Annotated in this window: 13 protein-coding genes; 8 read left to right on the top strand and 5 right to left on the bottom strand. The window is 75.8% G+C overall.

Annotated elements, in window-relative coordinates; genetic code table 11:
- Positions 1-13: 13 nt before the first annotated feature.
- The 4 genes from rbfA to ABD973_RS07940 all read left to right on the top strand — a co-directional run bounded on the left by rbfA (position 14) and on the right by ABD973_RS07940 (position 6,370).
- Positions 14-466: a 30S ribosome-binding factor RbfA gene (rbfA, locus tag ABD973_RS07955; protein WP_125604374.1), complete on the top strand. Its 453-nt coding sequence runs from the start codon at positions 14-16 to the stop codon at positions 464-466.
- The gene (gene truB / locus ABD973_RS07950; protein ID WP_125822738.1) at positions 463-1,371 is read left to right on the top strand and encodes a tRNA pseudouridine(55) synthase TruB; all 909 of its coding nucleotides are present in this window, start codon (positions 463-465) and stop codon (positions 1,369-1,371) included. The genes rbfA and truB overlap by 4 nt, the downstream gene beginning before the upstream one ends.
- 251 nt (positions 1,372-1,622) lie before the next feature.
- Positions 1,623-5,291 carry a serine protease gene (locus tag ABD973_RS07945; protein WP_345499475.1) on the top strand — a complete coding sequence of 1,223 codons (3,669 nt, stop codon included), beginning with the start codon at positions 1,623-1,625 and terminating at the stop codon, positions 5,289-5,291.
- Between the two features lie 119 nt (positions 5,292-5,410).
- Entirely contained in the window at positions 5,411-6,370 is a 960-nt protein-coding gene (locus ABD973_RS07940; protein ID WP_125604420.1) for a bifunctional riboflavin kinase/FAD synthetase, read from the top strand.
- Positions 6,371-6,446: 76 nt separating this feature from the next.
- Here ABD973_RS07940 and ABD973_RS07935 read toward each other — a convergent pair whose 3' ends face one another.
- From ABD973_RS07935 to eccE, 3 genes are all read right to left on the bottom strand, one after another.
- Positions 6,447-9,380 carry an SCO5717 family growth-regulating ATPase gene (locus tag ABD973_RS07935; RefSeq protein ID WP_345499473.1) on the bottom strand — a complete coding sequence of 978 codons (2,934 nt, stop codon included), beginning with the start codon at positions 9,378-9,380 and terminating at the stop codon, positions 6,447-6,449.
- Positions 9,381-9,552: 172 nt separating this feature from the next.
- Positions 9,553-10,269 (bottom strand): hypothetical protein, encoded by a 717-nt coding sequence (locus tag ABD973_RS07930; protein WP_345499471.1) that lies wholly within the window; start codon positions 10,267-10,269, stop codon positions 9,553-9,555.
- On the bottom strand, positions 10,266-11,540 hold the full coding sequence (gene eccE, locus ABD973_RS07925) for a type VII secretion protein EccE (protein ID WP_345499469.1): 1,275 nt from the start codon (positions 11,538-11,540) through the stop codon (positions 10,266-10,268). Before eccE ends, ABD973_RS07930 begins: the two co-directional genes overlap by 4 nt.
- 260 nt (positions 11,541-11,800) lie before the next feature.
- Here eccE and eccB point away from each other — a divergent pair, with 260 nt between their 5' ends.
- The 4 genes from eccB (at position 11,801) to ABD973_RS07905 (ending at position 15,531) form a co-directional block, all read left to right on the top strand.
- Positions 11,801-13,378 (top strand): type VII secretion protein EccB, encoded by a 1,578-nt coding sequence (gene eccB / locus ABD973_RS07920; protein ID WP_125822743.1) that lies wholly within the window; start codon positions 11,801-11,803, stop codon positions 13,376-13,378.
- Positions 13,379-13,389: 11 nt separating this feature from the next.
- Entirely contained in the window at positions 13,390-14,607 is a 1,218-nt protein-coding gene (gene mycP, locus ABD973_RS07915; protein WP_345499467.1) for a type VII secretion-associated serine protease mycosin, read from the top strand.
- A 214-nt stretch (positions 14,608-14,821) separates the two neighbouring features.
- The gene (locus ABD973_RS07910) at positions 14,822-15,175 is read left to right on the top strand and encodes a WXG100 family type VII secretion target (RefSeq protein WP_345499465.1); all 354 of its coding nucleotides are present in this window, start codon (positions 14,822-14,824) and stop codon (positions 15,173-15,175) included.
- Positions 15,176-15,219: 44 nt separating this feature from the next.
- Positions 15,220-15,531: a WXG100 family type VII secretion target gene (locus ABD973_RS07905; RefSeq protein WP_125595917.1), complete on the top strand. Its 312-nt coding sequence runs from the start codon at positions 15,220-15,222 to the stop codon at positions 15,529-15,531.
- Positions 15,532-15,607: 76 nt separating this feature from the next.
- On the opposite strand, the gene ABD973_RS07900 is transcribed toward ABD973_RS07905, so the two are convergent.
- Together ABD973_RS07900 and eccCa are read right to left on the bottom strand one after the other, a co-directional pair.
- Positions 15,608-15,841, bottom strand: coding sequence for a DUF397 domain-containing protein (locus tag ABD973_RS07900; RefSeq protein ID WP_007266914.1), 234 nt, complete (start codon positions 15,839-15,841; stop codon positions 15,608-15,610).
- Positions 15,842-15,984: 143 nt separating this feature from the next.
- Positions 15,985-19,974: a type VII secretion protein EccCa gene (eccCa, locus tag ABD973_RS07895; RefSeq protein WP_345499460.1), complete on the bottom strand. Its 3,990-nt coding sequence runs from the start codon at positions 19,972-19,974 to the stop codon at positions 15,985-15,987.
- Positions 19,975-20,017 lie beyond the last annotated feature (43 nt).

The raw sequence follows: 20,017 nt of genomic DNA, 5'->3' as shown, positions 1-20,017 counted from the left end.
AGGAGACGGACCAGTGGCCGACAATGCGCGGGCGAAGAAGCTGGCGGACCTCATCCGGGAGGTGGTGGCCGAGAAGCTGCAGCGCGGAGTCAAGGACCCCCGCCTCGGTACGCACGTGACCATCACGGACACCCGGGTCACCGGCGACCTGCGGGAGGCCACGGTCTTCTACACGGTCTACGGCGACGACGAGGACCGGGCCAGCGCGGCAGCGGGTCTGGAGAGCGCCAAGGGCGTACTGCGCTCCGCGGTCGGCCGGGCGGCGGGAACCAAGTTCACGCCCACCCTGACCTTCGTCGCGGACGCCCTCCCGGAGAACGCCCGGACCATCGAGGACCTCCTCGACAAGGCGCGGGCCTCCGACGCCCACGTCCGCGAGGTGTCCTCCGGCGCCAAGTACGCCGGCGAGGCCGACCCGTACAAGAAGCCGGGCGACGAGGACGACGAGGACGCAGCCGCGGAATGAGCACCAACGCAGGGAAGACTCCGGACGGCTTGGTCATCGTCGACAAGCCGTCCGGCTTCACTTCGCACGACGTGGTCGCCAAGATGCGCGGGATCGCCAAGACCCGCCGCGTCGGCCACGCCGGCACCCTCGACCCGATGGCGACGGGCGTCCTCGTCCTCGGCGTGGAGAAGGCCACCAAGCTCCTCGGCCACCTCGCGCTGACCGAGAAGGAGTACCTCGGCACCATCCGGCTCGGGCAGAACACCCTCACGGACGACGCCGAGGGCGAGATCACCTCGTCCGCCGACGCCTCCGGGGTGACCCGCGAGGCCGTGGACGCGGGCATCGCCAAGCTGACCGGCGACATCATGCAGGTCCCGTCCAAGGTCAGCGCCATCAAGATCAAGGGCGTGCGCTCCTACAAGCGCGCCCGCGACGGCGAGGACTTCGAGATCCCGGCCCGCCCGGTCACCGTCTCGTCGTTCCAGGTGTACGACATGCGCGAGGCCGAGGCCGAGGACGGCACCAAGGTCGTCGACCTCGTCGTCTCCGTCGTCTGCTCCAGCGGTACGTACATCCGCGCCCTCGCCCGCGACCTGGGCGCCGGCCTGGGCGTCGGCGGCCACCTCACCGCGCTGCGGCGCACCCGGGTGGGCCCCTACAAGATCGACAAGGCGCGCACGCTCGACCAGCTCCAGGAGGAGCTGACCGTCATGCCGATCGGCGAGGCGGCCGCGGCCGCGTTCGCGCGCTGGGACCTGGACGCCCGCCGGGCCTCGCTGCTCGCCAACGGCGTGCGGATCGAGATGCCGGACGAGTACCGGGACGGCCGGACCGTCGCCGTCTACGGGCCCGAGGGCAGGCTGCTCGGCCTCGTGGAGAGCAAGGGCGGCAAGGCGAAGTCCCTCGCGGTCTTCGCCTGAGGACTCCCGCCGGGCGGCGCCGCCCGGTTGATGTGGAGCGGTGAGCGCACACGGACTGCTGCTCACCGCTCCACAACCCCCCTCGGGTAGGTCTCTATCCATCCGGAGCACCGTATTCACCCTTCCGAGCAGGCGCTCGGAGTGAATGCGGGGAGCGTAAGGGGGCGCTTTCGGGCCGCGTGCTTTTGCCGCTGATCTTCACTTGCCTACCGTCGTGAACACGGGTCCCGCGGCAGGGGAGTGGTGCGGCGATGACGGACGAGGTCACGGACGGTACGAGGGGCGCGGGCCGCGGCGCCTTCGCGGCTTCCGAGGAGCCGGCCGCGGGGTCTGCCGCGCGGCCGGTCGCCGGGGCTGCCACGGGGGCGGCCGCGGGACTGGTGGTGATCCGGGACCGGGACGGGATCCCGCGCGGGAGCGGCTTCGTCGCCGACGACCGCGGCACGGTGATCACCAGCCACGACGCCGTCGAGGGCCTGGCCGGAATGGTCCTGCTCGCGTCCGGCGACGGGGGCCCCGGCCGGCCGGTATCGGCCGATGACGTGACCGCGCTGCCGGAGCTCGGCCTGGCCCTCGTGCGCGGCGCCGGACTGGACGTGCCGCCGCTGCCCGTGGCGATGCGCGAGGTGATCCCTCCCGGGACGTACGTACGCCTGCCCGCGCGGGGCTGGCGCCAGGCGCGGGTCCTCGCGGCGGGAGCGGAGGTCACCCACACCGCGGCCGGCCGCCGCCACGTACTCCCCGCAGCCGTCGGGCTGGCCATCGGAACCGCCGGCCGGGACGCCCTGCGGCTCGGCGGCGAGGTCCGCGGGGGACCGGTCCTGGACGCGGCGACCGGAGCGGTGCTCGCGGTACTGGGCACCGCTCTCGAAGCGGAGCACCGGCCCGGGAGCTTCGCCGTACCCCTGCGCGCGGCGGCCGCCGCCGCACCGGGAAGCCCCCTGGCCGCGCTGCTGGAGCGGAACTCCGCCACCGTGCCGGCCTACGGCGCGGACCTCAACCTGGCCGGCGCCCTGGAGCTGACCGCCACCACCCTCGGCGCGGCCTTCCCCCCGGCCGGCGCCGCCGAGCCCGCCCCCGACCCCGTGCCACGGCCCGGGATCACCGCCGGGCTCACCGCCTTCACCGCCGGGCCGGACCTCGTGCTCGGCCTGGTCGGGGCCCCCGGCACCGGCCGCACCACCGCCCTGGCCGCCCTGGCCGCCGACCGGGCCCGCGGACCCCGGCCCGCACCGACGCTCTGGCTCCGCGGAGCCGACCTGCGCGGCCGGGACACCTCGCTCGCCGACGCCGTGGCCCGCGCCCTGACGGCGGCGGCCCGCATCCTCACCGCCGCCGCCCCCACCCCGCCCGCCCACACCGACCGGCCCGCCGCCGCCCCGGCGGCTCCCGGCCACACCCCGCCGGCACCCACCGCCCCGGGCCCGGGCGGGCCCGGCCGCGCGGGGTCGGGCCCGGCGGGGTTCGGGTGGGGCGGGGCCGGGGGCGGGGTGGTCGCGGCGGGCGCGGGCTTCGCCGGAGAGGGCGTCGGGGAACGCGTGGCGCGGCTCGCGGCGGCCGCCGGGCGGCCGTTGCTGGTGGTGCTGGACGCCCCCGAGGAGATGCCGCCGCGGCTCGCGCACCACCTGGAGGCGTGGACCGGGGCCACCGCCGACTGGCTGCGCGGCACCGGGGCCCGGCTCGTGGTCGCGGCCCGGCCCGAGTACTGGGAGCGGGCCGGGGACCTCTACCCGCCGGAGCTGCTGCACACCCCGGCCCGCGCCGCCCGGCGGCTGCCGCCCGCGCTGCCCGTCGGCGACCTGACCCCGCAGGAGGCGCGCGAGGCCCGCGCCCGGCTGGGCATCCCGGACGACGCGGTGCGCGAGGCCGACACCCGGCACCCGCTGACCCTGCGCCTGCTCTCCGGGATCCGCGCCGCCGGAGTCACCGCCGGCCGCCCGGGCCGTGACGAGGTCTTCGCCGCGCACCTGGACCTGCTGGCCCTGCGCGTCGCCGTCCGGATCGCGGCGGCGGCCGGCGCGGGGGCGGCCGGCCCGGGGGCGGGCCACGGGGCCGGGGTGCACGCTCCCGGGGTGCGGCGGCTGGCGGCCCGGGTGGCCGGGCGGGTGCACGAGGCCGCCCGGCGGTGCCTCGGACCCGGGCAGGGCCAGCTGGACCGCGCCGCCTTCGAGGAACTGTTCCCCTGGCGCACCGGCTGGGCCTCCGCCGTCCTCACCGAGGGCCTGCTGGTCCCCGCCGGACCCGGCTACCGCTTCGCCCACGAGGAACTGTCCGACTGGCTCCAGGCCGGGCACCTCGACGTCCCGGGCGCCCTGGACGGCCTCGTGCACCACGGCCCCGCCGACACAGGCCCGCCCGTACCCCGGCACCGCATCGGGCCCGTACTGGAGGCCCTGCGCAGGCTCCCGCCCGCCGAGGCGCGCCTGCGGCTCGACGCCCTGGTGGCCGCCCTGAACACCTTCGCCGAGCAGGCGACCGCCGCCGCATCCCCGGGACCCGTCCACCCCGACCGCGTCTGGTGGGCCTCCCGCCTGCTGCGCGGCACCCTGCTCGGCGCCGACGACGCCACCGGGCATCTGCCCGTCCTGCACGCCCTCGCCGAGCACGTGGCGCGGTCCGGCACCGGCGAGTTCGGCGGCTGGTTCTGGAACCGGCTCCGGCTGCCCGAATGCGACCGGATCGACCTGCTGCGCCGGCTGCTGCCCTGCGACCACCGCTACCTGGAGGCCGCAGCCCGCCGCCTGGCCCGCGCCCCGCACCTCGTCCTGCCCCTGGTCTGCGCCTGGTTCACGGACGAACGCCGGCTGCGCGGCCGCCCCGGAGCCACCGTCGCCACCGCGGCGCAGGCCCTGCTGCACACGCACCGCGGCCTCGCGGTGGACGACCTCACCGAAGCCCTGGTGCGCTCCGCGCACCCGCGCGCCGACGAACTCCTCGCCGTCCTCGCGGAGGACGAGCCGTCCGCCCTCTGCCGGGCGGTCGAGCGCTGGGCGCGCGACGAGCGGCCCGAACGCCGCGTGGCCGCCGCCGCGTACGGCCTCGCCACCGCCCCGCACGTCCGCACCCCCGCCGACCGGGAGCTGCTGCGCCACGCCGCCCGGGCGCTCCTGGACCGCCCCGGCGACACCGCCCTGCACGGCCCCGCCCTCGCCGTCCTGCTCCGCGACCCGCAGGCGCGGGCCCGCTACCTGCCCGACGCCCTCGACTGCTTCCGCGACCCCGCGGGCGGCTCCCGGCTCCCGGCCTCCGCGCTGGTCGCGGCGCTCCCCGTACTGCCCGACCCGGACGCGGTGTTCGCCGCGCTGCGGGCCCGGGCCGACGGGGAGGTGATCCGCGCCCTGGCCGCGCTCACCACGCCCGGCCTGGCCCGCCGCGCGGGCGACCTCGTACGCGACCACCTCGCCCGCCGCCCCGAGGACGCCCCGCACGCCGCCGCCTTCGTGGACCGGCGCCTGGACCAGGGGCCGGCGGCCGGGCCCGTACTGCGCCCCCTGGTCCTGGGCCTGCTGCGGGGCGCCCCGCGGCCGGTCCGGGCCGAGCTGGCCGGCGTACTGGCCGCGCCCGGGGCGGAGGCCTCGTACCCGCTGCGGGCCGAGCTGGCGGACGTACTGCTGCGCGAGGAGTCGGATCCGGCGGTGCTCGGCGCCTTCCTGGCGGGGCTCGCCGCGGGGAGCTGCCGGCGCCCCGAGGTCCGTACCCGCGAGCTGCTGCGGCGCACCGGACGGCAGCTGCTGAGGGTGCCCGGCGGGCCGGCGGTCTTCGAGCACCGCACGGTGGAGCTGGCCCGGGCCGATCCGGCGTTCGGGGCGCTGGTCTCCCGCTGGCTCACGGACGCCGCGACGGAGGCGGCGGGCCTGCTGGGGCCGGGCGCCCGGCGTACCGTGGAGACTCTTCGTAGGGCCGCCCCGGACATTACCTGAGGCGGGGAACGATTCCGGCCAGAGCCGATGCGGGGCCCCGGCCGAGGGCATGGCAGTCTTAGACCTGCAATCGGCAATCAGTACAGGGACTACACGGGTTCGGGCGAGGAGCGGTCACAGTGCAGCGCTGGCGTGGCTTGGAGGACATCCCCCAGGACTGGGGACGCAGCGTCGTCACCATCGGCTCCTACGACGGCGTGCACCGGGGACACCAGCTGATCATCGGACGGGCCGTGGCGAAGGCCCGCGAGCTGGGCGTCCCGGCGGTCGTCGTCACCTTCAGCCCGCACCCGAGCGAGGTCGTGCGGCCGGGCAGCCACCCGCCGATCCTGGCCCCGTACGACCGCCGTGCCGAGCTGATGGCCGGCCTCGGGGTGGACGCGCTGCTGATCCTGCCGTTCACGGCGGAGTTCTCGCAGCTGTCCCCGGCCGACTTCATCGTGAAGGTGCTGGTCGACAAGCTGCACGCGCGCGCCGTCATCGAGGGCCCGAACTTCCGTTTCGGCCACCGGGCCGCCGGGAACGTCGACTTCCTGCGCGAGCTGGGCTCCACCTACGACTACGAGGTCGACGTCGTGGACCTGGTCGAGCGCGGAGAGGCGGGCGGCGGCGTGCCGTTCTCCTCCACGCTGGCCCGTCGGCTGGTCGCCGAGGGGGACATGGACGGCGCCGCCGAGATCCTGGGCCGCCCGCACCGGGTCGAGGGCATCGTGGTGCGCGGTGCGCAGCGCGGGCGCGAGCTCGGCTACCCCACGGCCAACGTCGAGACGCAGCCGCACACCGCGATCCCGGCCGACGGGGTGTACGCGGGCTGGCTGACGGCCGACGGCGAGCGGATGCCGGCGGCGATCTCGGTGGGTACGAACGTGCAGTTCGACGCCACCGAACGGACCGTGGAGGCGTACGCGATCGACCGCGTCGGCCTGGACCTGTACGGCAAGCAGGTGTGCGTGGACTTCCTCGCGTACGTGCGGGGGATGGCGAGGTTCGAGTCGCTCGACGGGCTGCTGGAGGCCATCGCGGACGACGTGAAGCGGGCGCGGGTCCTGACGGACGCCTTCGACACCGCGCGGCGCTGACCTGCGCGAAAGGGCCCGTACCGTCCCCGGGGACGGTACGGGCCCTTTCGCGTTCTCGCGGCCGGCCGGCCTGCCGTCAGCCGAGGCGCGGGTCGCGCGGCGGGGCCTGGTACGGGCCGGGCTGCGGCTGCTGCTGCGGCTGCTGCTGCGGCTGCCAGGGCTGTCCGGGCTGCGGGTACGGCTGCTGCCCGTACGGCGAGGGCCCCTGCGGGGTCTGAGCCGGCGGCTGCTGGTACGGGCCGGGCTGCTGCGGCTGTGCCTGCGGCGGCTGGTGGGCCTGGGGGGCGCCCCAGTGGGCCTGGGCGGCCTGCTGCTGGGCGCGCGTGAAGTCCTCGGCGACCAGGGCGGACAGGTTGAAGTACGCCTCGCGGGTCTTGGGCCGCATCAGGTCGAGGTCGACCTCCGCGCCGGCCGCGAGGTGCTCGTCGAACGGCACGACGACGACCCCGCGGCAGCGGGTCTCGAAGTGCTGCACGATGTCCTCGACCTTGATCATCTTGGCGGTCTCGCGGACCCCGGAGATGACGGTGATCGAGCGGGAGACGAGGTCGGCGTACCCGTGGGCGGAGAGCCAGTCGAGCGTGGTGCTCGCGCTGCTCGCGCCGTCCACGGACGGGGTGGAGATGATGATCAGCTGATCGGCCAGGTCCAGGACGCCGCGCATGGCGGAGTAGAGCAGTCCGGTGCCGGAGTCGGTCAGGATGATCGGGTACTGGCGGCCGAGCGTGTCTATGACGCGCCGGTAGTCCTCGTCGTTGAAGGTCGTCGAGACGGCCGGGTCCACGTCGTTGGCGATGATCTCCAGGCCGGAGGGGGCCTGGGAGGTGAACCGCCGGATGTCCATGTACGAGTTCAGGTACGGGATCGCCTGCACCAGGTCGCGGATCGTCGCACCGGTCTCGCGGCGGACGCGGCGGCCGAGGGTGCCGGCGTCGGGGTTGGCGTCGATGGCCAGGATCTTGTCCTGGCGCTCGGTGGCGAGGGTGGCGCCGAGGGCGGTGGTCGTCGTGGTCTTGCCGACGCCGCCCTTCAGGCTGATGACGGCGATGCGGTAGCAGGACATCACCGGCGTACGGATCAGCTCCAGCTTGCGCTGCCGGTCGGCCTCGGCGGCCTTGCCGCCGAAGCGGAAGCCGGAACGGGTGGGCTTGGGCTTCTGCTTGGCGCGGATCAGCCGGTCGGAGGACAGCTCCACGGCGGCGGTGTAGCCGAGCGGAGCGCCGGGGCCCTGGCCGGGCCCCGACTGCTGCCAGTGCGCCTGCGGCGGCTGGGGGGCCGGGTACCCCTGCTGCGCCGGCTGCTGCGGCTGGTGGGGCGGGAACCCGTACCCCTGCGGGTCCGGCTGCTGCGCCTGCTGGGGCGGCACGGGCGGGAACCCGTACCCGTGCGGCGGCTGCGGGTGTGCCCCGGGCGTCCCCTGGGGTGCCGGTGCCTCCGGCGTGCCGTAGCCCTGCGGGGGGCGCGGTGCCTCGGGTGCCGGTGCGTCCGGGGCGCCGGGCGGGAAGCCGTAGCCCTGCGGGGGCTGCGGGTGTGCCTCGGTGGTGCCGGGGGTGTGCTGGGGTGCCGGGGCTTCGGGGCCCTTGGGCGGGAACCCGTAGCCCTGCGGGGGCTGCGCCTGTGCCTCGGCGGTGCCGGGCGTGTGCTGGGGTGCCGGGGCTTCGGGGCCCTTGGGCGGGAACCCGTAGCCCTGCGGCTGTTGCGGGTGTGCCTCGGCGGTGCCGGGGGTGCCCTGGGGCGCCGGTGCCTCGGGGGTGCCGGGCGGGAACCCGTACCCCTGCGGCTGGGCCTTGGCGGTGGCGGGCGTGTCCTGCGGTGCCGGTGCCTCGGGGCCCTGGGGCGGGGCGGGCGGGAAGCCGGGGCCCTGGGGTGCGCCCGTGGAGGCGAACGCGGGCGGGAGAGGCGGCAGTTCGGAGCCGGATCCCCCGAACGGAGTATCCGTGGGCCCCGCGACCGGAGTTCCCTCGGCCGGAGTGGGCGTCCGCCCGGGTGCGGCAGCCGCCGCCTCCTCGGGGGCCTGCGCGAACCCCGGAGGTACGGCGTCGGCGAAGGAGGGCACGGCGAGGGGCGCCACGGTGGGGACCGCGAACGGCGCCCCCGGCTCCGCCTGCGCGGACGCGGCGGCGAACCCCGCAGGGGTCCCGCCGGGCAGGGCCGGCAACGCCTCGGCCTCCCGGCCGGGTACGTCACCCCCCGCTGCGGAACCCTCAGTCCCGGGTGCCTCCGGGCCCGGGCTCCCGGCACTCGACGCCGTGGCCTCGAACCCCTGCGCGGCGGCGGGGCCTTCGCCCCGGGCCGCCGGGGCGCTGTCCTGCCCGCCCGGGCCCTCGGCCCCCGATACGGCGGCGCCGTCCCGGCCCTCGGCGCCCCCCACGGGCGCACCCGCGGCCGGCAGGGCCGGAGCGGCGGGGAACGAGGGCCCCTGGCCCGAGGCCTCGCCGTGAGCGGCGTGACCGCCCGGGCCGTCGGCTCCCGGTGCGGAGAACGCGGCGGCGGCCGGAGCTTCGCCCTGGGCCGGGAGGGCCGGAGCGCCGGGGAACCCGGGCCCCTGGCCCGAAACTTCGTCCTGGGTGGGGAACGCGTGCCTCTGACCCGCGGCTTCGTCCTGGGCGGGGAACGCGTGCCCCTGACCCGGGGTCGCGGCCGGAGCCGGAGCGGGGACCGCGGCCGGGACCGCAGCCGGAGCCGGGACCGCTGCCGACGGGGTGGCCGGGGCCGGGACCGCTGCCGGCGGAGTGGCAGGGGCTTCGGACGGGCGGGCCTGCGCCGGGGCGATCCGCATCGTCGGCGGCGAGACCACGTCCGCCGGGCGGTGGGGCTCGAAACCGCTGCCCTCGGGCAGCCCGGGCAGCCCCGGTACCGGCGCGGCCTGCGCGGGCGCGCCCTGGGTGTACCAGGCCGGCGGGGTGTAGTCGATGGTGAACTCGCCCGTCACATCGGGCTCCGCGTCGGACTGATCGTCCGTCGGGACGTCCCACGTCCCGCCGCGCCTCTCGTTCCGATCGCCGCTCACTGGTCCTCCTGGTCTGTCGAACACCGGTCGGCGCCCACCTCGACGCCGCGCCCGCGCTCAGCCTAATCGCGCCCCGCGCCCGAAAGCCCCCGAGGTCGCGCCCCCGTACTCCTGCCTACAGGCCGCCCCGGCCCTGAGCAACCGTCATCCCGCACGTCCCGCGGACCGGCCGTCAGTCGATGCGCCGGGCCGCCCCCAGCAGCGCGGTCTCCGCTTCCGTCCCCTGCGTCATCACGAACTTCCGGTCCCGCGGCGTGCACCACAGCGTCACCCCGTCCCCCAGGGTCGGCAGCGACTCGACCGCCGCCCGCGGCAGCCGCATCAGCGCGCCCACCTGTTCCGCCTCGTCCGGGGACACCCGCTGCACCCCGGCCAGCGCCGAGTTCCGCAGCAGCCGGGGCGCGGACGGGCTCAGGTACGGCAGCAGGGTCAGCACCGACTGCCACGGCCCCGCCACCACCCGCCCGCGCGGCGGCCGCATCCCGCAGTCCCGGATCACCAGCACCGGGCTGCCGGCCGAGGCGCCCTGCGGCGGGACCCGGCCCACGTCGTGCAGGGTCACGCACTGCTGCGCGCCGCCGGCCGCCTGGGCCAGCCCGGACCACACCGGCGCGCGCCCGGTCTCCACCGCGACCCGGGCCCCGGTCGCGGCCGTGCGCAGGGCCAGTACCTGGGCCGTCCACAGGCCGCCGATCAGGGTGACCTCGTACGGCGTGGGACGGTTCACGCCGAGCACCGCCGGCCGCCCCTCGGCGTCCACGCCGATGACGACCCCGTCGTCCCCGACGGGCAGCGCCAGCGCGTCCAGGTCAGCCGCCTGCACCACGTGCCGCTCCCGGCGGGGCCCGATCAGCCCGAAACCGCCCCGGACCGGAGCCGGACCCCTCATCGCGCCCCTCCCAGCGGCAGCGAGGCCAGCAGCCCCGGCACCTGTTCCCGGTCGAGCCGTACCAGCCCGGCCCCTACGCCCCGCGCGGTCCGCTCCAGCTCCCGCCGGGCCGCCACGAGCTCCTCGTCGCTGCGCCCGGTGACCCGCACGTACCCGGTCAGGGTCACGCCCTGCCGCTCCGCAGGGGCCACCGTCAGGCTGAAGTTGGTCGCCAGGGCCGGCAACGACGTGAGCAGCGCCACGAACTGCGGCAGCCCGGCCCCCGCCCCGCCCAGCCGGGGCCAGCGGCCTATCCAGTAGGTGGTGTGGCGCCGGTCGTCGCAGCGCCAGGTGCGGGCGGTCTCCTCCGTGCGCCGGCCGGTGCTCGCCGACCGCCCGGCCTGGGTGATCGCCATCGGGTTGGCGCAGGAGGAGGTGGCCAGCGCGCCCGTCAGCTCCTGCTCGGTGAGCACGGTGGCCCGGAACCCGGCCCCGGTCAGCCGGCCGGCCAGCTGGTCCGCCACCCGCACCACGCAGCGCTGCGCCCCCGCGAGGCCGCCGCCGCGCGCGGCGACCGCCTCCGGGCACAGCTCGGGGTCGAGCTTGAGCGCGATCCACGTCAGCCGCACCGCCGGGGTGCCCGTACGGGCTTGCAGGGGAGCGTAGTTGAGCGCGGCCGTCGATCGGGCGGGCAGGTGCGGGGCGGGCGCGGGCTGGGTGTGCTGCACCAGCTGCGCCGACTCCAGCCGGATGCCGTCCACTTCGAGGGCGTCCCGGATCAGGGACAGCGGCAGCGGCCGCTCCGCGCGGTCGGGGCGCAGCGCGGTGGCGCCCGCGTCCACCTGGACCACCGCCGTCAGGAACGTCCCGTCGCCGACCAGCCCGACGGGCCGCCGGTCGCGGTCGCCGAAGGCCGTGGTGCGCAGCGCCGGCTCGGCCTCGACCAGCGGCGCGAGCCCAGGCTCGGTGCCCGCCGGCACGGTGAAGGCGGCGGCCCTGCGCCGCCTGGAGCGCAGGGCGAGCACTCCGCCGATCCACTCGGGCAGGGAGCGCTGGTGGCGGCGGACGAGGGCCAGCAGGGCGAGCACCAGCGCCAGGACGCCCGCGGGCACCAGCAGCAGCGGTTCCACCACCCAGGCCACGAGCAGCGCGGCGGCCGCGAGCTGGAGGAGCACGAGCTGTTGCAGTCGGAACGGGCCGAACCGGCCCGGGCCCGACCTCGGATGCGGCGTGACCCCGCCGCGTGCGGGTGCGGCCGCGGCAGCCCGCGGCGCCGTCGCACTGGCACTCACTCGCGCACCTCCCCAACTCGCCTGCGGGGCGCGGGAGTCCCGATGCCGTCCGGCCGCGGCCGCACCACACCGGAATCTCCCCGTCCACCCCAACAGCCTGAACACCCCGGTCCGCAGGGGCCCGGCGGGCGCGGGACCGCCGCCCCGGGCACCCGGCACCAGCCGACCCTCCGTCAAGAGGCATAGTAGGTCCCCGGTCCGACAACCAAGGCCCGGGGAGCGGCCCCACCGGCCGGGCCGTGCGGGGAGAAGCAGGCGGTATGGCGTCACGACGTGATGAGCTCAACGCGTACACCTTCGCGAAGCGGCGCACCGTGGCCGCGTTCCTCCAGCCCTCCGCCACCGGGACGGAGGAAGGCGCGCCCCGCCCGCTGCGCGCGGTCCTGCCCTCCGTGGTGGCCGGCGCGCTGATCGTCGTGGGCTTCGGCGCCTGGGGGATGTTCCGGCCGCAGGCCCCGAAGGGGTGGGACGAGCCCGGGGCCATGGTCGTCGTCGGCAAGCAGTCGACGACCCGGTACGTGGTCCTGACCACGAAGGTGAACGGCAAGGACCAGACCCGGCTGCACCCCGTGCTGAACCTGGCCTCGGCGCGGCTGCTGCTGGACCCGCGCAAGTCGAAGGTGGTCCAGGTCGAGGACAAGGTGCTCGACGCGGGCAAGCCCCCGCGCGGCCCCATCATCGGGATCCCCTACGCCCCCGACCGGCTCCCCGCCAAGGCCGACGCCGCCAAGGCCAAGCGCTGGGCCGTCTGCCAGCAGCCCGGCGGCAACAACCGGGGCGTGCAGACGGCGGCCTTCGTCCTCGCCGACCGGGAGGCGGGCCTGCTGGACGACGGGAACCGCACCACCGACACCCAGGTGCTGTACGTGCAGAGCACCGGCGGCGCCAAGGAGCGCTTCCTCGTCGACTCGGCCGGCACGAAGTACCGGTTCCCCGAGGGGCGCCCGGACTCCGGGACGCTGACGACGGCCCTGGTCGGCACCGGGGCCACCCCGCAGCCGGTGACCGAGGAGTGGCTGGCCACCCTCAACGCCGGCGACGACCTGGCCTTCCCGCAGCTGCCCGGCACCCCCGGGGCGAGCACCGCCGTCCCGGGCGGTGCCGACGGCAAGGTGGGCATGGTGCTGACCGCGCAGACCGGCTCCGGCACGCAGTACTACGTCGTACTGCCCGACCGGGTCGCCCCCGTCTCGGAGTTCACGGCCTGGCTGCTGATCCACTCGCCCGCCGCCGAGGGCCTCGGCATGCGCGGCAGGGCCCGCGAGACCGGCCTGAAGTCCCTGGACCCCAACGCCCCTCCCTTCAAGGAGGACGCCAAGTGGCCCCGCAAGCGCGGCATGCAGGTCAACCGGGTCGCGGACACCCCGGGCGCCGCGAACGGCGGTGAACGCCGCGACACCGTGTGCAGCGTCCTGCGCTCCGTCGACGGCCAGGGCGGGCAGACGCTGAGCACCTGGGCCGGCACCGGGTTCCCCGTCGACATCACCGCCAGCGGCACCAGCTCCTACGTCACCCCCGGCACGGGCCTGCTCTACACCCAGGTCCAGGGGCGCCAGACCGGCGGGGCCGGCGCCCTCTTCCTGGTGACCGACACCGGCCTGCGGTACGCGGTCCAGGCCAACGGCGACAGCGACGCCGAGCAGTCGGGGATCGGCGCCGCCGGGAAGCAGGCGCAGGACGCCGCCGCCGGCGACGGCCGGCCCGAGCCCAGCCAGGCGCAGGTGCGGCTCGGCTACGGCGGGATCGTCCCCGCCCCGGTGCCGATCGCGTGGTCGGAGTTCCTCTCCAAGGGGCCCCGCCTGGACACCAACTCGGCCCGTCAGCCGCAGGGCTCGTGAGGACGCCGGCCGTGTCCCGGCCCTTCCGCGCGGCCCTGGCGGCCGCCGCCCTCGCGCTGGCCGCGCCCGGCGGCGCGGCGCCCGCGCCGCAGTCCCCGTACGCCTTCGTCCTGGACGGGGCGGGGGAGTGCACCTTCCCCATGAAGAAGCAGATCGCCGACCGGCCCTGGGCCCTCCAGCGGGTCATGCTGGACGCGCTGTGGGCGCGCACGAAGGGCAAGGGGGTGCGGGTCGCCGTCATCGACACCGGAGTGGACCGCGCCAACCCGCAGCTCGCCGGCGCCCTCGACACCGGCGCCGGACGCGACTTCATCGACCCCAAGGGCGGTGACGGCACCAACGACACCGTCGGGCACGGCACCAAGGTCGCCGGGCTGATCGCGGCCCGCCCCCAGCAGGGCACCGGCTTCGTCGGCCTCGCCCCCGAGGCCACGGTGATCCCCATCCGGCAGAACGACGGACAGGCCACCGGCAACGCGGTGGCCACCCTCGCCCAGGCCGTCGACCACGCCGTCGCCAAGGGCGCCCGCGTCATCAACATCTCCCAGGACACCGACGCACCGCTGACCCCGGACTCCGAACTGGGCAAGGCCGTCCAGCGGGCGCTGGCCGCCAAGGCCGTCGTCGTGGCCTCGGCCGGCAACGACGGACTGAGCGGGCACAAGCACCGCACCTACCCGGCGGCCTTCCCCGGGGTCCTCGCCGTGGCCTCCTCCGACCGCAACAACGAACGGGCCGCCTTCTCCCAGCCCGGGGACTTCATCGGGGTCGCCGCCCCCGGCGTCGACATGGTCTCCACCGTCCCCGGCTTCGGCCAGTGCATCGACAACGGCACCAGCTTCTCCGCGCCCTACGTCGCCGGGGTCGCCGCCCTGCTGGTCGCCGAGCATCCGCAGTGGACCCCGCAGGAGGTGGTCTGGCAGATCCAGAACACCGCCGAGCGCTCCGTCAAGGGCCGTGACGACTACGTCGGATGGGGCGTGGTGGACCCGGTGCGGGCGGTCACCCAGGACGACGCGCCGCCCACGCCCCCCGTCCCGGACCCGGGCCCGCCCCCGGCGGCCGCGCCGCGGGCGGCGGCCGTCCCGATGTCGGAGACCGCGCAGGAGCGCGACCAGCGGATCGGCACGTACGCGCTCGGGATCGCGGGCGTGCTCATCGCCGTCGTCGCCGGGACCGCGACCGTCGTCCGCGACGCCCGCCGGGGCCGCCGGACCCGTTCGCAGTGAACGCCCACGGTACGTCCGCGGGACCCGACGACCGGTGTTGGGCGGGTCGACCGAACTGACTAGAGTGACGCCAGGCTTCACGACTGTGATCGGGGATCCGTGTGAAGCGGAGGGGGGAAGTCCGGTGTGCGTGGCCTGAATTGCTGCGGCCGGGAGCCGCTCCGCCCTGCAATCCACCGGCCCTGCCGGGGAATTGAGAAGTGAGGAGCTTCGGATGACGAACAATTTCGGACTCGCGGACGATCCGGTCGTCAAGGCGGCCAACAAGATCTCCGAGACGGCCGCCGCCGTCAGCACCCAGGCCCGTGAGCTGGCCGACATCCTCGAGACCGTGCACGCGGGCTGGACCGGCGTCGGCGCCGACGGCTTCAAGAAGGCCCAGTCGGACCTCAACCTCGACCACGACGAGATCCGCCGCCTGCTCAAGGTCCTGCACAACGCCGTGGCGCAGACGAAGAACCTCACCAACGCCCAGGACGCGGACGTGCACGCTGCGTTCGGCGCGATCAACCGCGGCTCCGGCGCGGCCCCCGCCGGCGGTGCCCGCTCGGGCCTCGAATCCCTCTGACGTCCGCGTCCGCCCAGCACGCCCCAGCCCCGAAGGAGAAGGACATGGCAGACAACCAGGACGGCCACACCCGGGTACGGTACGAGAGCGTCCAGCAGATGGCGGACCGCATCCGCGTCGTCTCCCGGAACATCCTCAAGGACCTGGAGGAGATGGAGGCGGCCGTGAAGGTCGTCACCGACACCTGGGACGGCGAGGCGCACCTCGCGTACGTCGACCTCCAGAAGAAGTACCACGGCCGCGCCGACCACATGCAGAAGCAGCTGGAGGGCGTCGCCCGGCTCATCGAGCGCGGCAAGGGCGACTACCGCGTCACCGACGTGAAGGCCTCGCGCCTGTTCACCGAGGCCTTCTGAGCCCGCCCGGCATGCCGAAGGGGGCGCGCCCGCACAGGGCGCGCCCCCTTCGCCGTACCCGGGCCCGCGGGCAGCCTCAGGTGAGGTCGAACTCCCCGTCCCGGGCCCCGAGCACGAACGCCTCCCACTCGGCCGCCGTGTAGCGCAGCACCGTGTCGCGGTCCAGGGAGGACCGCATCGCCACCGCGCCCTCGGGCAGCTTGGCGATCTCCACCCGCTCCTCGTCCGGGCTGGTCCCGGGCGGCCCCTGCCACTCGACGTCGCTGATGTCGAGCGCGTACAGCTCGTCCTTCTCCTGCTGGGTGCCCATGCGCGGCCCTTCCCGTCGGTCGTGCGGTGCTGCTCGGTCTTCGCTGCCGATTATCGGCGGAACGCGGCCGCCGGGGGACCCGTTTCCCCCGATGGCCGCCGCGGCCGCCCCCGGACCCGGCTCGCGGACCCGGCCCCGGCCCCCTACAGGCCCGGCATCCGGCCCAGCTGGACCAGCGAGGTACCGCGCCGGCGCGACACGTAGTGCCCGCGGCCCGGGGGCATCGGCCGGGAGCGTACGGTGCCGAGCAGATCGCCCTCGGAGGGGTCGCCCGACAGGACGACGCCCTGCGCGCCCAGCTCCTTGATCCGCTGCATGAACGGCTCGTACATCGCCCGCGAGGCGCCCGCCGAGCTCCGCGCGATGACGAAGCGGACCCCGGTGTCCCGGGCGAACGGCAGGAACTCCACCAGCTGCGCCAACGGGTTGCCCTGGCTCGTGGCGACCAGGTCGTAGTCGTCGATCACGATGAACACGTCCGGTCCCGTCCACCAGCTGCGGTCCCGCAGCTGCTGCGGGGTCACGTCCGTCGGCGGCTGCCTGCGCGAGAACACCCCGACCAGCGCCTCCATGTGCATCTGCAGGGAGCTCGCCATCGGCGCGTACTCCAGCAGGTGCTCCTCCGGCAGCGCCCCCAGCAGCCCGCGCCGGTAGTCGCCGACGACCAGCTTGGCCTGGTCCGGACGGTAGCGCTGGGCGATCTGCTGCGCGATCAGCCGCAGCAGGTTCGTCTTGCCCGACTCGCTCTCGCCGAACACCAGGAAGAAGGGGTCGCTCTCGAAGTCCACGAACACCGGCTCCAGGGCCGTCTCGTCGATGCCGATCGCGATCCCCCGCTCCGGGAACTCCCCGCCCTTGGGCAGCCGGTCCGCGTGCAGCAGCCGCGGCAGCAGCCGCACCCCGGGAGCGGACGGGCCCGACCAGCCCGAACGCGCCGCCGCCACGAACGCGCGGGTCCCCTCCGAGAGGCTCTCCGCGTCGTGCGACCCGTCGGTCCGCGGCAGCGCCCCCAGGAAGTGCAGCTTCTCCGGCACCTGGCCGCGCCCCGGCATCCCCGTCGGCACGTTCGCCGCCACCCGCCGGTCGAACTCGGAGTCCATCACGTCCCCGAGCCGCAGCTCCAGCCGGCTCAGCAGCTGGTCCTTCAGCGCCGACCGCACCTCCATGTAGCGGGCCGCCGTGACCACCACGTGGATGCCGTAGCCGAGCCCGCGGGCCGCGATGTCGGTCACCACCGGCTCCAGGCCCTCGTACTCGCCGCGGAACCCGCCCCAGCCGTCGACGACCAGGAACACGTCGCCCCACGCCTCGCCCGGCAGCTCGCCCGCCGCCCGCCTGCGCCGGTACGTGCCGATGGAGTCGATGCCGTTCGCCCGGAAGAACTCCTCGCGCCGGGCCAGGATCCCCGCCACCTCCGCGACCGTGCGCCGCACCCGCTCCGGATCCAGCCGGGAGGCGATCGAGCCCACGTGCGGCAGCTCCGCCACCGAGGACAGCGCCCCGCCGCCGAAGTCCAGCCCGTAGAACTGCACCTCGCGCGGGGTGTGCGTCAGCGCGAACGCGCAGATCAGCGTCCGCACCAGCGTGGACTTGCCCGACTGCGGACCGCCCACCACCATCATGTGCCCCGCCGCACCCGAGAAGTCCCGGTAGAGCACCTCGCGCCGCTGCTCGAAGGGCTTGTCGATCAGCCCGAGCGGCACCACCAGCCCGCCCGGCCGCGTGTACCCCTGCGCGTGCAGCCCGCGCTCCGCCGACGGCGCCAGGGCCGGCAGCAGCTGGTCCAGGGAAGGCGCCCGGTCCAGCGGCGGCAGCCACACCTGGTGCGCCGGAACGCCCTGCCCCTCCAGCCGCCCCACGATCACGTCGAGCACCGTGTCGGCGAGCGCGTCGTCCTCCCGCTGCGCCCGCTCCGCCCGCTCCGCCGCGAGCGCCGGGTCCGGCGCCGCGTACACCACCGGCACCGGGGCCGCCGTGAACAGCGCCGGGCGGCGCTCCACCGGGAACGGCCCCGCCGACGGGTCCGGCCCGCCCGAGCGGTAGACGCCCGACACGTACGCCGCCTTGAAGCGCACCATCTCGTCCGTGCCGAACTTCAGGTAGCCCGAACCGGGCACCGACGGCAGGTGGTACGCGTCCGGCACGCCGAGCGCCGTCCGCGACTCCGACGCCGAGAAGGTGCGCAGACCGATCCGGTACGACAGGTACGTGTCCAGGCCGCGCAGCTTGCCCTCCTCCAGCCGCTGCGAGGCCAGCAGCAGGTGCACGCCCAGCGAGCGGCCGATCCGGCCGATCTGGATGAACATGTCGATGAAGTCGGGCTTGGCGGTCAGCAGCTCCGAGAACTCGTCGATGACCAGCACCAGCGAGGCCAGCGGCTCCAGCGGGGCGCCCGCCGCGCGCGCCTTCTCGTAGTCGTGGATGTTCGCGTAGTTGCCCGCGGAACGCAGCAGCTCCTGCCGGCGCTGGAGCTCGCCGCGGATCGAGTCGCCCATCCGGTCCACGAGCGTCAGGTCGTCCGCCAGGTTGGTGATCACCGCCGCGACGTGCGGCATCCGGCCCATGCCGGTGAAGGTGGCACCGCCCTTGAAGTCGGCGAGGACGAAGTTCAGCGTCTCCGAGGTGTGCGTCACCGCCAGCCCCAGCACCAGCGTGCGCAGCAGCTCCGACTTGCCCGAACCCGTCGCACCCACGCACAGCCCGTGCGGGCCCATGCCCTCCTGCGCGGCCTCCTTCAGGTCCAGCATCACCGGCGCGCCGTCCTCGCCCACCCCGATCGGCACCCGCAGCCGCTCGCCGGCCGACCGCGGCCGCCAGGTGCGGGACACGTCGACCGAAGCCGCGTCGCCCAGGTTCAGCAGGTCGGTGAAGTCCAGGTTCGCCAGCAGCGGCTCGTCGTCGTCCCCGCCCCCCGTGCGCAGCGGCGCCAGCTGCCGGGCCAGCGCCTCCGCCGCCGGCAGCGACAAGCCGTCCGGGACGCCCTCGTACGCGACACCCGCGCCCGACTCCAGCCGCAGCCGGCCCGGCTCCACCACCACCGACAGCCCGCCGCGCCGCGGGCCCTCCCCGGCGAAGCGAGCGGACTCGTCCAGGCCGCCCGCGACCACCTCGACGACGGTGACGCCCTGCAGCCCCTCGGCCGCCGCGAACACCGAGTCCGGCGGCACCAGCCCGCCGTCCAGCACCACCACCAGGTGCGGCTGGTCCAGCACCGGCGACACCTCCCGGCTGAACCGCGGCCGCCCCTCCAGCCGGGACCCCAGCAGCCCCTCCAGATCACCCAGGTCGTCGCCGAACAGCCGCTTCGTACCGGCCCCGTCGACCTGCCCCGGCACCTGCGTGTGCGGCAGCCACTTCACCCAGTCCCACGAAGGCACCGCCCCCGGCGCGGCCACCACCGCCACCACCAGGTCCTCGGGGGAGTGCAGCGTCACCAGCTGCGCCACCATCGCCCGCGCCGCACCCCGCGCCGACTCCGCCTCCCCGGACACCGTCACGTGGTAGAACGCCCGGATCGACACCGCCACCGGCAGCCCCTCCAGCGAGGAGTGCACCTTCAGGAACCGCTGCATCGCCCCCGCCGCCAGCGGCTCCAGCTCGTCCACCGGGGCCGTGTCCGGAGCCACCAGCGCCGTCGCGAGCCGCTGCGCGCCCAGCCCCAGCCGGGCCTGCCCGAAGTCCGCGTCGCCGACCCGCCGCTCCCACAGCCGCGAACCCTCCGCCACCACCGACCACAGCTGGTCGGGCGCCGGGTGCAGGTACAGCTGCGCGTCGCGCTGCGCCCGCGCGGTGCGCCGCACCTGGCGGCGCGTCTGCGCGAGGTACTTGAGGTAGTCCCGCCGCACGTCGGCCATCTGCCCCTGCGTACCGCGCCGGTGGCGCACCAGCTGGGCGATGACCATGCCCACCGTCGACGCCAGCATCAGCACGCCCATGATCCGCATGAACGGCGCCGAGCCCGGCATGAAGAAGAAGACCACCGAGGAGCCCATGCCCAGCATCGGCAGGAGCTGCATCAGCGTGCCCTCCTGCTGCCCCCGCGGGAGTTCCGGCGGCGCCTCCAGCCTCAGCTCGTCCGAAGGGACCTCGGGCGGCAGGGACCGCGGCGGGCGTTTGACGACGATCTGGCTCACCGGAGCATCAATCCCTCGAAAACTGGCGGGACGTCGCGGCCGG

Source organism: Streptomyces racemochromogenes (assembly GCF_039535215.1).
Taxonomy (GTDB): Bacteria; Actinomycetota; Actinomycetes; order Streptomycetales; family Streptomycetaceae; genus Streptomyces; species Streptomyces racemochromogenes.
The sequence above is the reverse complement of the archived record's forward strand: the minus strand, read 5'-3'. Positions and strand labels throughout refer to the sequence as shown.

Coding starts and splice junctions, on each gene's coding strand:
- truB (WP_125822738.1), top strand. CDS start 463: ATGAGCACCAACGCAGGGAAGACTCCGGACGGCTTGGTCATCGTCGAC.
- ABD973_RS07945 (WP_345499475.1), top strand. CDS start 1,623: ATGACGGACGAGGTCACGGACGGTACGAGGGGCGCGGGCCGCGGCGCC.
- ABD973_RS07930 (WP_345499471.1), bottom strand. CDS start 10,269: ATGAGGGGTCCGGCTCCGGTCCGGGGCGGTTTCGGGCTGATCGGGCCC.
- eccB (WP_125822743.1), top strand. CDS start 11,801: ATGGCGTCACGACGTGATGAGCTCAACGCGTACACCTTCGCGAAGCGG.
- ABD973_RS07910 (WP_345499465.1), top strand. CDS start 14,822: ATGACGAACAATTTCGGACTCGCGGACGATCCGGTCGTCAAGGCGGCC.
- ABD973_RS07905 (WP_125595917.1), top strand. CDS start 15,220: ATGGCAGACAACCAGGACGGCCACACCCGGGTACGGTACGAGAGCGTC.
- ABD973_RS07900 (WP_007266914.1), bottom strand. CDS start 15,841: ATGGGCACCCAGCAGGAGAAGGACGAGCTGTACGCGCTCGACATCAGC.